Source organism: Acetobacterium sp. (assembly GCF_041752335.1).
Lineage (GTDB): Bacteria > Bacillota > Clostridia > Eubacteriales > Eubacteriaceae > Acetobacterium.
The window spans coordinates 22,400-37,375 of record NZ_JBGSHG010000123.1 but is presented as its reverse complement, the minus strand read 5'-3'; the positions used below and the strand labels follow the sequence as shown (position 1 = coordinate 37,375).

Annotated in this window: 15 protein-coding genes and 1 riboswitch; of the genes, 8 read left to right on the top strand and 7 right to left on the bottom strand. The window is 43.0% G+C overall.

Annotated features, from left to right (window positions below; all coding sequences use genetic code 11):
• The first annotated feature begins 13 nt into the window (after positions 1–13).
• From hisH to hisIE, 4 genes are read left to right on the top strand one after another with little or no spacing between them, the layout of a single operon-like run.
• Positions 14–622 (top strand): imidazole glycerol phosphate synthase subunit HisH, encoded by a 609-nt coding sequence (gene hisH, locus ACEW8F_RS15075; RefSeq protein ID WP_373484287.1) that lies wholly within the window; start codon positions 14–16, stop codon positions 620–622.
• The gene (hisA, locus tag ACEW8F_RS15070) at positions 619–1,341 is read left to right on the top strand and encodes a 1-(5-phosphoribosyl)-5-[(5-phosphoribosylamino)methylideneamino]imidazole-4-carboxamide isomerase (RefSeq protein WP_373484286.1); all 723 of its coding nucleotides are present in this window, start codon (positions 619–621) and stop codon (positions 1,339–1,341) included. Before hisH ends, hisA begins: the two co-directional genes overlap by 4 nt.
• Positions 1,335–2,093 carry an imidazole glycerol phosphate synthase subunit HisF gene (hisF, locus tag ACEW8F_RS15065; protein WP_373484285.1) on the top strand — a complete coding sequence of 253 codons (759 nt, stop codon included), beginning with the start codon at positions 1,335–1,337 and terminating at the stop codon, positions 2,091–2,093. The genes hisA and hisF overlap by 7 nt, the downstream gene beginning before the upstream one ends.
• A gap of 12 nt (positions 2,094–2,105) precedes the next feature.
• Complete coding sequence (hisIE, locus tag ACEW8F_RS15060) at positions 2,106–2,726, top strand: bifunctional phosphoribosyl-AMP cyclohydrolase/phosphoribosyl-ATP diphosphatase HisIE (protein WP_373484284.1); 621 nt, start codon at positions 2,106–2,108, stop codon at positions 2,724–2,726.
• A gap of 94 nt (positions 2,727–2,820) precedes the next feature.
• On the opposite strand, the gene ACEW8F_RS15055 is transcribed toward hisIE, so the two are convergent.
• The 4 genes from ACEW8F_RS15055 to gshAB form a co-directional block, all read right to left on the bottom strand.
• Positions 2,821–3,198 (bottom strand): arsenic metallochaperone ArsD family protein, encoded by a 378-nt coding sequence (locus ACEW8F_RS15055; RefSeq protein WP_373484283.1) that lies wholly within the window; start codon positions 3,196–3,198, stop codon positions 2,821–2,823.
• A 231-nt stretch (positions 3,199–3,429) separates the two neighbouring features.
• A riboswitch (molybdenum cofactor riboswitch) is annotated at positions 3,430–3,549 on the top strand.
• Between the two features lie 255 nt (positions 3,550–3,804).
• Positions 3,805–4,041, bottom strand: coding sequence for a MoaD/ThiS family protein (locus ACEW8F_RS15050; protein ID WP_373484282.1), 237 nt, complete (start codon positions 4,039–4,041; stop codon positions 3,805–3,807).
• A gap of 51 nt (positions 4,042–4,092) precedes the next feature.
• Positions 4,093–5,892 (bottom strand): aldehyde ferredoxin oxidoreductase family protein, encoded by a 1,800-nt coding sequence (locus ACEW8F_RS15045; protein ID WP_373484281.1) that lies wholly within the window; start codon positions 5,890–5,892, stop codon positions 4,093–4,095.
• Positions 5,893–6,056: 164 nt separating this feature from the next.
• Complete coding sequence (gene gshAB, locus ACEW8F_RS15040; RefSeq protein ID WP_373484280.1) at positions 6,057–8,369, bottom strand: bifunctional glutamate--cysteine ligase GshA/glutathione synthetase GshB; 2,313 nt, start codon at positions 8,367–8,369, stop codon at positions 6,057–6,059.
• A 326-nt stretch (positions 8,370–8,695) separates the two neighbouring features.
• On the opposite strand from gshAB, the gene ACEW8F_RS15035 reads away from it, so the two are divergent.
• The 3 genes from ACEW8F_RS15035 to feoB all read left to right on the top strand — a co-directional run bounded on the left by ACEW8F_RS15035 (position 8,696) and on the right by feoB (position 11,503).
• Positions 8,696–8,905, top strand: a complete 210-nt coding sequence (locus ACEW8F_RS15035) for a ferrous iron transport protein A (protein ID WP_373484279.1) — start codon at positions 8,696–8,698, stop codon at positions 8,903–8,905.
• A 10-nt stretch (positions 8,906–8,915) separates the two neighbouring features.
• Positions 8,916–9,137 carry a ferrous iron transport protein A gene (locus tag ACEW8F_RS15030; protein ID WP_373484278.1) on the top strand — a complete coding sequence of 74 codons (222 nt, stop codon included), beginning with the start codon at positions 8,916–8,918 and terminating at the stop codon, positions 9,135–9,137.
• 218 nt (positions 9,138–9,355) lie between these two features.
• The gene (gene feoB / locus ACEW8F_RS15025; protein WP_373484277.1) at positions 9,356–11,503 is read left to right on the top strand and encodes a ferrous iron transport protein B; all 2,148 of its coding nucleotides are present in this window, start codon (positions 9,356–9,358) and stop codon (positions 11,501–11,503) included.
• A gap of 69 nt (positions 11,504–11,572) precedes the next feature.
• Here feoB and ACEW8F_RS15020 read toward each other — a convergent pair whose 3' ends face one another.
• Positions 11,573–12,253, bottom strand: coding sequence for a PspA/IM30 family protein (locus ACEW8F_RS15020; RefSeq protein WP_373484276.1), 681 nt, complete (start codon positions 12,251–12,253; stop codon positions 11,573–11,575).
• 20 nt (positions 12,254–12,273) lie between these two features.
• A complete protein-coding gene (locus ACEW8F_RS15015) occupies positions 12,274–13,296 on the bottom strand; it encodes a hypothetical protein (protein ID WP_373484275.1) in 1,023 nt (340 codons plus the stop codon).
• 163 nt (positions 13,297–13,459) lie between these two features.
• Between ACEW8F_RS15015 and ybaK the strand changes: the two genes are divergently transcribed.
• Positions 13,460–13,945, top strand: a complete 486-nt coding sequence (gene ybaK, locus ACEW8F_RS15010) for a Cys-tRNA(Pro) deacylase (protein WP_373484274.1) — start codon at positions 13,460–13,462, stop codon at positions 13,943–13,945.
• 80 nt (positions 13,946–14,025) lie between these two features.
• Here ybaK and ACEW8F_RS15005 read toward each other — a convergent pair whose 3' ends face one another.
• Positions 14,026–14,775, bottom strand: a complete 750-nt coding sequence (locus tag ACEW8F_RS15005; RefSeq protein ID WP_373484273.1) for a SagB/ThcOx family dehydrogenase — start codon at positions 14,773–14,775, stop codon at positions 14,026–14,028.
• Positions 14,776–14,976: the final 201 nt, after the last annotated feature.

Below are 14,976 nucleotides of genomic sequence, written 5' to 3'. Positions count from 1 at the left end.
AGGAGGACAACCATTGATCGCAATTGTCGACTACGATGTCGGAAATTTAAAAAATGTCTATACAGCTCTGGGTGATGTCGGTCTTTCCGGCACCATCACCCGCGATAAAAAGGTACTTGATGCAGCTGACGCCATCATTCTACCAGGGGTTGGAGCTTTCTCTGACGCCATGGACAACCTGAGGAAATTTGATCTCATTGATGCCCTTAATGACAATGTCAAAAAGGGCAAGATCTTGATGGGCATCTGCCTCGGCATGCAGCTGCTTTTTGATAAAAGCTATGAGGACGGTGAATTTTCCGGACTCTCCTATATCCCCGGAGAAATCGTCAAATTCGACGCTCCCGGGATAAAAATTCCCCATATGGGTTGGAACAATCTGGTGATCAACCAAGGCAGCCCGTTGGTCAAAAACATTGGCCCCGAAGACTATGTCTACTTTGTCCATTCCTACTATGCCAATCCGGAGAACTTTGATGATGTCGTGGCTTATGCTGAATACAGTGTCAAGGTACCCGCAATTGTCAAGAAGGACAACGTCATTGGCATGCAGTTTCATCCGGAGAAAAGCTCCAACGTGGGCTTCCAACTACTAACGAACTTTAAGGAGATGATATCATGATTGTATTTCCGGCCATCGATTTAAAAAACGGCAAATGCGTCCGCCTGATGCAAGGGCAGAAAGATGCTGAGACCATTTATTTTGACAACCCGGTGGATGTCGCCCTGAAATGGCAGTCCAAGGGCGCCCAGTATCTGCATCTGGTGGATCTGGATGGTGCCTTTGACGGCCAACCGAAAAATCTGGAACTGGTAAAAGACATTGTTGCCGCTCTGGATATTCCGGTGGAACTTGGCGGTGGTATTAGAACGCTGGAAATTGCTAAGGACTATATCGACAGTGGCGTTGCCCGGATCATCATTGGTACCCAGGCCGTTAAAGATTTCGACTTTATTGTTAAACTCCTGGATCTCTATGATGAAAAAGTCTGCGTTTCCATTGATGCTAAAAACGGTTTAGTCTGCACCGAAGGCTGGGTCGAAAGCAGCAATATTGAAGCTCTTGAACTGGCCAGCAACCTGGAAAAACTGGGTCTGTCGACGCTGGTTTACACCGACATATCAAAAGACGGCATGATGACTGGTCCTAATTTTGAGATGCTCAAGGTGCTCAATGATAATTTGAAAATTGATATCATCGCTTCTGGCGGCATCGCTAAATCAGCAGACCTGATCCGACTTCAGGAAATGGGCCTTTACGGCGCCATTACCGGAAAAGCCCTATATGAAGGAGCCATCGATCTGGAAAAACTGTTGCAAGAGGAGCTCAAATCATGCTGACCAAACGGATCATCCCCTGCCTGGACGTGGATCATGGCCGGGTGGTAAAAGGTAAAAAATTTCAGAATATTCAGGATGTCGCCGATCCGGTCGAACTGGGGCGGTACTACTCCGACCAGGGCGCCGACGAACTGGTTTTCTACGATATCACCGCCAGCTATGAAGATCGCGATATTTTTATTCATATTGTTGAAAAAGTGGCTGAAGCTATCCGCATCCCCTTTACCATTGGTGGCGGTATCAGCAAAGTCGAAGATTTTCGTAAAGTGCTGATGGCTGGCGCCGATAAGGTTTCGGTTAATTCATCAGCCGTTAAAAACCCTCAGCTGATCCGCGAAGCCGCCCTTCGTTTTGGCGCCCAATGTGTGGTTTTATCCATCGATGCCAAACGCAATAATAAGGGTTCCTGGGATGTCTATGTAAAAGGTGGCCGGGAAAACACCGGCATCGATGCGATTGAATGGGCCAAACAGGGTCAGGATCTGGGTGCCGGAGAAATCTGTATCAACTCCATCGATACCGATGGGGTTAAAAAAGGCTATGATCTGGAACTTAACCAGAAACTTTCCAGTCTTCTTACCATTCCTATTATTGCCTCTGGCGGGGCCGGAAAAATGGAAGACTTTGCCGAAGTATTAAAAGTAGGCGCCGATGCCGCTCTGGCAGCATCCGTATTTCACTATAAAGAAATTCCCATTGTTGATTTAAAAAATTTTCTACACGATCAGCAAATACCTGTCAGACGGGTATAGAAAGGCAAAAACATGGATTTAGAAAAAATAAAATATAACGAAGCGGGATTGGTTCCTGCCATCGTTCAGGATTATGAAACCCGTCAGGTACTGATGATGGCCTGGATGAATGAGGAAGCGTTGAAATTAACTCTCGATACTAAAAAAGCCACCTTTTACAGCCGCAGCCGACAGGCTCTGTGGGTAAAGGGCGAAACTTCCGGCAACACTCAGGCAGTGGTTAAAATCAACTACGATTGCGACGGCGATACGCTCCTGCTCCAGGTAAATCCAAACGGACCAGCCTGTCATACCGGAAATACTTCCTGTTTCTACCGCAGCTTAGCCATTGATCAAGATGCCAACCTCGGTAATATGGAAATATTAACGATGCTTTATGACCTCATTGCCGACCGTAAAACAAACCCTCTTGCCGGTTCTTATACCAACTACCTGTTTGAAAAAGGCGTAGATAAAATCTGTAAAAAAATTGGCGAAGAAGCGGCTGAAACAATTATTGCCGCTAAGAACAATGATCCCGCTGAGCTGATCTACGAAGCTTCGGATCTTATCTACCACTTGCTGGTGTTACTCAACAACCAGAATGTGGATCTGGAATCGTTATTCCAGGAACTGACCAAACGCCATAAATAAGCATTCGTAAAGCCGATTAAATGATCATTTAATCGGCTTTTTTAGTAAATTTCAAACAAAAATGGACGTTTGTCACGCCCCCCGATCGCTCAAATTAACAGCAATCACCCCCGCAAAAACTGCGATTGGTCATTTTTGCTTTCATTAGCATCATCACCAGCTCATCTTGGGTCATCCCCGACCAATTCGCTAAATCAAGATTTGATGGATAAGAACCTTTGCGCTTGATTTCGCCATCCACTACTGTAATTGGCAGAGCACTCTTCCCATTTTTTGAGACAATCTCACTGACTTCCTTATTCCTGGCAAATACTTCCGAGTTCTCAATCAAACCATATCGCAGCACTTTTTTACCTTCGCTTGTTAACGCCCGAAGCATCGTTTTAATCCTTAATACTTCGCGATCTGCTCCTGAACCACAGCCATTGCCACTATTGCATATTTCCGGATCGTATATCTCAATTGTTTTCATTTTCTCCACTTCAGTTCATTTTAATTTTGACTAAAATCAAACAGCACTCACATGAACTGCCTTTCATATTAGTATGATTCTAAAATAATCTAATTGCGAAATTCTGTCAAGTTATATTGTTAATCTCTTAAGCTATTATACAGCTACTTTATGACTATCACTTTTCTTATTATTGAATAATAGTATAATGAAAACCTATATTTATATTGCGTTCTCAACTATAATCGTGTATAATATAAACACTCCGAAGTTTAAGTTTTCTAAGGTATTTTACTATGACCTTAAACCCGTAGGGTATGATCGGAAACGATTATGTCTCCCATTGTGGAAAAGGGGCTTGACAAGATTTTTATTTTGTCATTTTGCATTTTTTAAGTGCAGAAAAAAAAGGCCATTCCAACCGGAGTGGTCTTTTTTTCCCTGAACGTCCCTGAATTTTATTTATTTGTAACCGAAATACATAAATCAGGACACTTTCTTTTAGGCAACAAAGCCGGACTAACCAACCGGTTTTGTTGTTATTTTTGGATAATTTTTTTCAACAGTAAAACAGTCCCCGATAATCATTTCTGACTCAGGGATTGTTTTTTTATGAACAGCTTAAAATCAACCCCCTGCAACAGGAGGAAAAATAGCCATGTACCCATCTTCATTGATGGGTACGACAAGCATGGCATCGACCTTCCCGTCAACCCCATCTACAATAAGTGCTGCAATTTCTGGAGCGGTAATACCGAGTTTGTCGATGACATCCTGTCCTGTCATTCCTGGAGTATAATCCATTTCGACAATCTTTCCCCGGCCTTCACGAAAAGTTGCAAATAATTTTATCTTGATTGCCATATTTCCTCCTAAAACGAAAGGGACGATCCAAGATCGTCCCTTAAATTTATTTTATAATAAACCTAATTTTTCAAGACGTTCTTCCGTAGGAATACCATCTTCATCCCATCCACGTTCTTTGTAATAAAGTGGAAGTAATTCGCCCAGTTTATGAACCCAGCCTTTTGTCGGTCCATCAGGCATTTCTTCTTCCAGAAAACGCGGTGGCAAAGTATCTTCTTCTGATGAAATACCAGCTTCTAAATTGAAGAGTTTTTCCAGATTCCAGATTCGTTCTCCAGCTAACAATACATCATCTGCTGTCCAATCGGTTCCTAATGTTTCATTTAACATATCCGCATATTCTTTTGCGCCGAGGGCAAATGAAGTAAATAAACATAAACCAGTGGAGTCGATCACAGCCGTCAAATCCTGGAAGATTTTTGCCCAGGTTGGTTTTCCTGCTAATTCAAAACGATCCAATTTTTCTGGTAAGCCAAGGATTTCTGGCGAAATCAGGTAGCCACGAACATGACATCCGCCACGGTTGGAGGTTGCATATTGAAGACCCATTCCCTGGATTCCACGAGGATCATAGGCTGGTAAATCCTGTTTTTTAACCGACATAGAATATTCTGGCACACCAAAGAAATCAGCCAATCGGTAAGAACCGCGGGCCAGTAAATCTCCAAAACCTTCGCGGTTACCCATTTTTTTGAGCCAGTGAACAACAGATTCAGCATTGCCGAATTTCAAGATCACATCATCATCCAACATTTCGTCAGTGATATAACCACGTTGATATAATTCCATGGCAGCAGCTAAGGTAGCGCCAGCAGAGATAGTATCTAAGCCCAGTTCATTACACCAGTAGTTGGCATTAATAACTACTTCCATATCATCTATTCCCAGATCCCCGGCAAATACCCAAAGCGTTTCATATTCAGGTCCGCCGATTCCATCGGGGCTATGCTCACTTTTGACCCATCGGCCACAGCCAATTGGGCAGTGGTGACAAGGATTACGTTTGATCAGATATTTTTCTGTCATGGTTTCGCCACTAACTGCTTCTGCATCCGGATCTTGGCCCGTCTGGAAGTTTTTCGTTGGGTAAACACCATGTTCATTGATAATATTAACTAATACAGCTGTTCCATAAGTTGGCAAACCACCACCAGTAACACCGTTTTCTTTTAATAAGGTACGACATTCTTTGGTAACTGCCTTTAATCCATCCGGATTAGCAATTTCTGGTCTTAAATTCCCTTTAACGGTAATGGCTTTTAAGTTTTTTGCGCCCATGACCGCACCAACACCAGAACGACCAGCTGCCCGATCTTTTTCATTCATAATGGCAGCCATTTGAGACAGTTTCTCACCTGCTGGTCCAATAGTTAGTACCTTGGCTCCCGCATGTTTTTCTAAAAGCACATCACTTACTTCCGAAGTATATTTTCCCCAAAGATCAAGAGCCGGTAAAATTTCAACCTTTTCTTCATCAATATTGATATAAACAGGAAGACTCGCCTTACCTTCAACAATAATGGCGTCATAGCCAGCATATTTCAAGTAGGCTCCCCAGTCTCCACCAGAGTTTGAAGAAGCAATACAGCCTGTCAGCGGTGATTTGGTAACGACCATATATCGGCCACCAGTAGGAGTCGCCGTACCAGACAGCGGACCATTGATAAAAATAATCTTATTTTCTGCCGCAAAAGGATCAACCTGTGGATCAACCTCATCCATAAACAGCTTTGTTCCTAAACCACGACCACCAATATATTTTTTTGCCAACTCAAAATCCAGATCTTCAGTTGTCACTTCATTGGTCGTCAAATTGACACGTAAAATTTTCCCCATGTAACCAAACATTTCGTACGCCTCCTAAATTTTATTTATTTATAACCACTATCATTATACCCAAATTTTACCTTTTATTCAATCGATTAAAGTAAAGTTAATGACAAGCGCAAAAATTTATAGCTATTTTAGGTTTCCCGGCGCGATTTTTGATCAATTTTTGAGCAGAAATTTTATCAGTCCGCCAGACCGATAGTTTTCAGGATGTTATAACCCAGTCTACGTTCCTGTCCATCAAAAGGATAGGCATGCATAACAATCATCGGATTGAAATTTAGCTCGATAATTCCATAGTTTGATTCGGGACTATTGTAATCTTCTAAGATAATATCAATCCCGCAAAATTTAGCATTAAAAGCCTTAGCGGCCTTTAAAGCAATTTCAGAAAAATAGGGGTGCATTTTTTCAGTGAAGTCAATACTGTCCCCGCCGGTACTGATATTGGAATTTCCCCGGAGAAATATCATTTCCCCTTTCTTGGGGATCGACTGATTAGACAAAGCCTGTTTTTTGAGAAACATCAGAGACTGATCGTCCAGTTCAATTTTTTTAAGCGGACTGGTATGTCCATCGCCCCGATAAGGATGTTTGTTTTTTTCGTCAATGAGTTTTTGGATGGTGGAAATCCCATCGCCAACCACATTGGCCGGGCGACGGTGCAACACTGCCACTACCTCATCTCCCATGGTCAGGAAGCGATACTCCAACCCAGGCAAATATTCTTCGATTAAGATGGTATCGTCATGTTCAAAGGCAATCCGGGCACCTTCTAAAAGTTCATCTAAGGTTCCTCCCTGATCAAAAATAGATATACCCAAACCGAAATTGGTGGACTTGGGCTTGATCACAACTTTTTCACCAACATACTTGTTTATTTTTTGTTTTGCCTCCTGCAAAGAAAAATACTCTATCCCATCAGGAACTGGCAACCCGTTTTCTTGAAGTATTTTTTTTGTAACCACCTTATTCTCCATTAACAAAGGTGTTATATAAGTATCCATACTCGTCTTTGTCGCCTGTTTGACATATTCCCGGCGGCCGTTTTTTTCCAGTCTCACAATATTGTCAGTCGCATCCATGGGTATCACTTTAATCCCCCGGGTCAGAGCTTCTTTGATTAAAACCTGAGTGGACATTTCCCAATTTTCAAAACCTTTGAGACGATAGTGATCCGCATCTGACTGCTTTTTATAAACTTTCGCCATTTCCAGATTGGCATCAAGACAGCCTTTTTCCTGCATTAATAATTTTAATCGATGGGCATAGGTAGTATCCGGATTTCTGACCCGGTTCTGCATTTCTTTGATGCAATGCTCCTGTTTTAAACCCAGGTATTCATTAACTTCAGCAACCTTATCCAAAATATCCTCAGCCCAGGCTGTTTTAAGCGTCCAGTGTCGGTGATCCAGCAATTCCAAATCCGGTTCAAGCCCCTTTTCAGCAACCATTACCTCATTAATGAGCGCTTCCTGCTGCCAGGTATCGAAAAATTCTTCCCCTTCTAATAATAAAAAGAGCATAAAGATATTCATAAACTCCAGATCGATTTTTGCTATTCCGCATTTATCAAAAACGTTGATATCAATCGTACGTATTTCCAGATATTGAACGCCATCCTTTTCCAGAGATTCCAGAACATTACGATAATCGCTTGGTTTTAAGCGAATCTGCGCATACAGTTCTTTGGCTTCAGAAATGTCACCGCGTTCCACAAACTCATTGATGCTCCTGATATAATCCGGGATGGAACGATAATCCGGATACAAATCGATTTTATTTTTATAACCGCTGCAATTACCATTACGTGCCGATATTCCCCCGGAACTCAGATAGGTATCATTGCCACAATCACCCATACATTGGAGACACTCTTCAATATAAGAATTATGCAAACCTGGGGTACAACCCATTAAATAGATTATCAGCCATCTGTAACGCAAAAAATTGCGTAATACCTTCAAATAAATACGATCTTTGAACTCCTGATAAGTCTCCTGTGAGTCCAATGCCTTCCAGATCGTAGTCAGAAGTTCCTCACTAAAAGAAAAATTATAATGAATCCCTGAAATGAGCTGTCGCTTTCCACCATACTTAACCATCAGTATTTCTCGGTATTTCTTTGCTTTTTCACCTTCTTCACCCTGGTAAGACGCAATCGGAATCTGATCATCATCCGGCACATCACAGGGCATGGAGTAAGGCCACAGCAATTCATTATTTTCACCAATCTCACCAATCACAATATCGGTTAACGTTTCGAGAAAGTCATAGGTTTCATCAACTGAACTAAATACCGGGGTAACCAACTCAACCTGACTTTCAGAAAAATCAGTTGTGATATATGGGTTCTCAAGTTTATCGCCAAAAATCAGGGGATGTGGTGTCATTGCCAGTTTTCCCTGCTGAGTAATCCGGAGTGCTTCGCGTTCTAGTCCAAACCCCGCTGTTAGAATATTTTCCGGTGTCATTGTTTTTAATATTTCGATCATGCTCATAGCCTTTCCGTTATCGTACAGATAATTCAGTGTGAACTGTACAAAATTGCTTTAATTATACCATAAAAGAAATTAATTATAACTAACCATTTCCCTTTGATTGCTGGGGAATACTTAATATTTTTTATGATATATCCGCAGAATTTAATCAAAATACCCCCATGATATCAGTTTCGTTTCATTTGAGTGTTATTTCTGTTTTATTAGACTATTGACAAATAAAACAGAAAATGTTAGAATTCATTTATTGAGTTAGTATCTTCTAACTCTTTTTTAAAAAATCAGTTGTTAGATGATTCTAACCAAATAGGAGGGTAATCATGTTATTATCAATGGCGACACCCGGAGAAAAGAATTGCATTAAAAAAATCACCGGTAAAGATACTACTCATCAATTTTTGGCAAGCCTCGGCTTTGTTGAAGGGGCTGATGTTACAATTGTATCAGAACTTGCCGGCAACATTATTTTGAATATCAAAGATACGCGAATTGCCATCGACAAGAGCATGGCAAACCGCATTATAATTTAAGGAGGTCAACATGAAAACACTGAGATCATTAAAATGTGGTGAATCTGCAAGGGTTGTCAAACTTCACGGCAATGGCCCTATCAAACGTCGGATTATGGATATGGGAATTACTAAAGGCATCCGCGTTTCTGTGCGCAAGGTTGCACCATTAGGTGATCCCATTGAAATAACAGTTCTGGGATATGAGCTGAGCATTCGCAAGCTAGACGCGGAATTAATAGAAGTTTTTTAGCCTGGTACAAAAATAACATTCCAATTTTGTGCTGGTAACCTATTATCGGCTAAAGCCGCCTATTTACAAACATGTAAATAATTTACATTCCCGATCGTCACTAGCGACACATTATCTTTACTTAAACTCAAATTATTTCTTAACTCACCGACAGCGTCTGCTGTCAAATTTTTTACTTACCATGTTAGACTAATCTATCAATTAAAAGGAGTACCTGTATGAACTTAAAAATAGCATTAGTTGGAAATCCCAACTGCGGTAAAACAACCATGTTCAATGCGCTCACCGGGAGTTCCCAGTATGTGGGAAACTGGCCCGGTGTAACCGTGGAAAAAAAAGCTGGAAAATTGAAAAATCACAATGATGTGGAAATCATCGATTTACCTGGCATCTACTCCCTGTCCCCTTATACGCTGGAAGAAGTTATTTCCAGAAACTATCTGTTGACAGAAAAGCCTGACGTTATCATCAATATTGTTGACAGTAGCAATATCGAAAGAAATTTATACCTGACCACCCAATTGCTTGAAATGGGTATCCCAATGATTCTTGCCCTAAATATGACCGATATTATCCGAAAAAAGGGTGACATCATCAATATTAAAGCCCTCTCGAAGCGACTGGGATGTGAGGTTCTGGAAACATCGGCTGTCAAAAGTGAAGGATGTACTGAAGTTGCCCAAAAAGCTATTGACCTGGCAAAAACAAAACTAAAGCCAAAACCACTCCAGTTGTTTTCGACCGAAGTTTCAGAAACCCTCAGACAGATTAAATCCATTATTCAAGAATACAAACCCATGGAAAATACCGACTATTATGCAATCAAACTTTTTGAACGGGATGAAAAAGTTCTTGAACAACTCAACCTCAGTGAATCTGCTCTGCAAAAGATCACTGCTCTCACTGAAGCCTGCGAAAAAGCCATGGATGATGACAGCGAAAGTATCGTTACCTATGAACGCTATCAAGCGATCAGCCGAATTGTTTCTGATACGGTCAAGAAAAAAGCAAACACTGGCATGTCAACCTCGGATAAGATTGACCGGGTTGTCACGAATCGATTACTGGCCCTCCCAATTTTTGCCGGGATTATGTTTCTAATGTATTTTGTTTCCGTCTCTACGGTTGGTGCCTGGGTTACCGACTGGACTAATGATGTGCTTTTCGGTGAAATCATTACCCCTGGAGTTGAAGGTTTTCTTTTATCCATTGGCACCGCCGATTGGCTCAACTCTATGATTCTTGATGGGATCATTGGCGGAGTTGGCGCGGTTTTGGGTTTTGTCCCTCAGATGTTTGTGCTCTTCTTTTTTCTTGCCATACTGGAAGACTGCGGTTACATGGCTCGAGTTGCTTTTATCATGGATCGTATTTTTAGAAAATTCGGACTTTCTGGCAAGTCCTTTATTCCGTTATTGATTGGAACCGGCTGCAGTGTTCCTGGTATCATGGCCTCCCGAACCATTGAGAACGAACGTGATCGAAAAATGACAATTATGACCACCTCGTTTATCCCCTGTTCGGCTAAACTGCCGATCATTGCCCTGATTGCCGGTGCCTTATTCCCAGGATCAGTTTGGATTGCTCCTTCGGCCTACTTTATCGGAGTCGCGGCTATTATTGTCTCAGGCATCATTCTCAAAAAAACTCAGGGATTTTCGGGAGATCCAGCCCCCTTTATCATGGAACTTCCCACCTATCATGTGCCCGGTGCCAAAGGGGTTCTGATCCACATGTGGGAACGGGGAAAGTCCTTTATTAAAAAAGCTGGTACTGTTATCTTTGTGGCCAGCATCACTATCTGGTTCTTATCGACCTTTAATTTTGCTCTGGAAATGGTAGAAACCAGCGATTCCATCCTGGCTTCCCTCGGTATGATTGTTGCACCAGTCTTTATTCCCCTGGGTTTTGGCACCTGGGAAGCAACCGTTGCCACCATTACCGGTCTCATTGCCAAAGAAACCGTGGTTAGTACCTTTGGGGTACTCTTTGGTTTTGCCGAAGTGGCCGAAGATGGTGCCGAACTCTGGCCCCAGATCCAAATGGCCTTTACCCAGATGGCGGCTTTCTCGTTTCTGGTCTTTAACCTGCTCTGTGCTCCCTGCTTTGCCGCCATCGGTGCGATTCACAGGGAAATGGGCAGCACTAAATGGACATTGATTGCCGTGGGTTATCAGACTGCTTTTGCCTATACTATCGCTCTAATAATTTATCAACTGGGCATATTCTTTACCGGCGGTGGATTTGGCATCGGCACTGTCGCTGCGATAATGATGATTGTTGTCCTTCTCTATCTGCTTTTTAGAAAACCGGTCATCAAAACAAAAGCCGGCCAAAAACAATTGACACCAATAAAAGAAATTTAACTTTCATAATATCTGAATATCTGAATCCAGACGAAAATAATGGTCATTTTTGTCTGGATTTTGTATTATTTACTGCAACCCCAACTCTTTTTTAAGTTTAGCCAATTCCGCATCGACAGAAGTATTTCCGCTTTCACCATATTTTTCTTCCAGAGCTTCTGCGGGGTCAACCGGCTCAATGTTCAGTTCGGCCATGGCATTGGCTTCATCCAGCATCCGATCGGCCTTTGCTTCCATTCGGGTAAAAGCGTCCATGGCATCCTCAGTTTGATTGGCTGAACTGCTGGCTTCATTGATTATTTCCTGGGTTTTGGCAATCGAAACCTTGGACTTGATCATGGTTCGTCGTGCCTGTAGGGTTTGGATATCCGCTGCCAGCTTATCATGCATCTGCCGCATTTTCATGGCATTTTCATGGGCAGCGGCATACACATTCATCAGTTCAGAGTCGTGATTTTCCAGCTCCTGTCTTTTCTTAATAAAAATTCGGGCATCCCCTTCATTCCCAGCCACCAGGGCTTTTTTGGCCAGGTCGGCATATTTTTCCACCTCAGCCTTGTTGCTGTCTAGCAAGCGTTTAGTTCGGGTTTCTTCGCCCATGATTTCTGCGGTACTGCGCTTCACTTCGGCCAGATCTTCCAACAGATCAATTAAATACTGGTCGATCATTATGGCCGGATCTTCCATCTTATCCAGTAGTTCGTTGATGTTGGCTCGGATTATATCACTGAATCGTTCTAAAATTGCCATCGCTTTCCTCCTTTTTTTACTCATGACTCTTTGTGCTCATCTTGCTGATCGGGCGGATTATCCTGATATTTTTTCGCCAGGTCTTCGATTTCCACATCGTCAAACTTTTCCAACGGGGTATTTAGCATTTCTGCTGTCTGCTTTGCCTCCAGATTTTTCTGATTTTTCGCATGCCGCCACCAAACGAATAATAGAATGGCTATTATCGCCACCCCAAAGACAATGCCAATGGTAGTCATGGCCGAGATCCATGGTGACTTGGTAACGGTCATGATCCGCTCGGCTGCATCCCGGAAGGAATTGCTGAAAAATTCTTCATCAGTGAGATTGCTGTCATAATAATTGCGGTCAATATAATCCAGCAGAATATCAGCGGCTTCCGTATCAATGACCGTTTTTGCCTGAGTCCCAGCCACATAACGATCCATATAGAAATCATTATATTCATAAAAAACAAAGAGCAGATGAGCCTCATCGGAAAACAACTCATCATAAAGGGCATTTGCATAACTGTCCAATTCACTTTCGGAAGGGTTATGAGAACCATTGACGTTATCAATGATCACCACATGCGGTTGCACCCCAGTTTCCTGATAAAAGTATTTTAGCCCTTCCTCCATTTTTGTCTGGTTATTAATCCATCCCAGTTCGTCGCTATAGTATTCGGTTTCGTTGACTGAACCGGCCGGCAATGGCTGCCGAGCCACAGTTGATTTAGTGATTTCAGATGAGCCCGTAAAAACGGATGCCACAAAAACACCAATAATCAACAAGAAAATCAAAACGATCACCAGAATGATCAGGAACGCTCCGCAGCCGCAGCCCATCGGACCACCACTACTTCCATAGTTGCTGCCTCTGGAATTCATTCTGGGACCACTGCCAAAAAAACCACCCCCGGAACTACTGCCAAAGCTGCCAAATCCGCCACTGCCGCCACTTCGGTGGCTGCTTCCAAAGCCGCCGCTGCGACCACCACTGCTACGGCTGCCGCCACTGGAGCCGCCACTGCTGCGCCCCCCTGAACCGCCACTTCTTCCCATGATACCCCCTCCATTTGTTTACGCGTTGTTACAATTGCTATCTACCCCAAACCGCACCAATCATTCATCCTTAACCGCCGTAAAAAAAGAAGCCTAAACGATCTATTTTCTGATAAAATAACCATATTGCAAACCAACATTATCAAAGGAGAAACTACCACCAATGGCTAAACAAAAAGAAGTGAAAACCAATGCCATGCGCATTTTGGATAAATTAAAAATTGACTATATCCACCAAAGTTATGAATGCAACGAATTTGTGGACGGGTTGCAGACCGCCGATCTGCTGAAGCTACCTTATGAACGAGTCTATAAGACCCTGGTGACTGAAGGAAAAAGCAAAAATTATTTTGTTTTTGTGATCCCCATCGATAAGGAGCTGGATATGAAGAAAGCCGCCAAAGCAGTTGGCGAAAAGGCGGTGGCGATGATTCATCTAAGAGATCTGACTGCGATCACCGGCTATGTCCGGGGTGGCTGCACCGCCATTGGCATGAAAAAAAAGTTTAAAACCGTCATCAACGACACCGCCAAAGAACTGGACACAATCTACATCAGCGGCGGGAAAATCGGGCTGCAGATTCAATTACGACCCGATGACTTCTGCACCGCGGCCGCGGCTGTTTATGGGGATGTCATCACTCCCTGAGTCGTGGGAACATTTTGACTGACCAGAAGTTTGCATCTGCTTAGGATTCAATAAACAAATCCTCGATTGTCACTCCCTGATCAAATTTTGCCAACTGGAGCCATATAAACGACAAACTCCTCATCACCATCAACATTTAATAACTGGTCCGCACTTTGCTGATTGTAGGCAGCGATGGCACAGGTTCCCGCGCCGATAGCTTCACAGGCCAGATAAAGGTTTTGACAGACGTGTCCGGCATCCAAGGCAATCACCTTGTACGAGGCCTCGGCATAGCGCCATTCCATCCGATAGGGAATGGTTGTCCAGATAAAAGTGACCGCACCCGATCCGGCAAATTGCTGATTGAGGGCCGCATCAATCATCCGTTCTTTCAGTTGCTCCGGCGTTGCTTCCAGCACCAATTGGTGCTGCGACGGCAGATAGCGATAGATCCCCGGTTCCAGGTCATCGACATTGAACACCACCAGATAGGTTTCCAGCGCATGACGATTTCCTGCCGAAGGAACGGTTCTCAGGGCATTTTTCTGACGCCACTCACGAACCCCCTGGGTGGACCAGAGCAAAAAAGACAACTCTTCTATGGACAAGGCCTGGTGTGTAAATTTCCGACGTGATTCCCGGTGTAAAATGGCAGATTTTAAGGGAACTTCCCCGATCCCAAAAGCTTCTGGTTCAAGCAAGGGAATTTTCTTTGCGTCCGGTGGCGCTGGTTTTTCAATCGGTGGCACCGGCACCCCGATGTTCTGATCGGTTCTGCGAAAATCGGTTTCCTGACGAATATCATCTTTTAAGAAGTACTTTAAGGTTCTCTTGCTTTCAGTTTTCACAAATTTAACCTGCCTTTCATATTCTTGGGGATAATCTTAGTAGGTAACTAGTTACTTACCCTCCCCTTCGCCCTTAAATCACTCACAATGCAGAAACGCTCAGACGTTCTTTGCTTTTATCAAACAAAATAGTATAAAAGCCAATTTTTTGAAGCTTGGCTTGATCATCAAGAAGTTGGAATCGGCTCCTGCAGAATATAA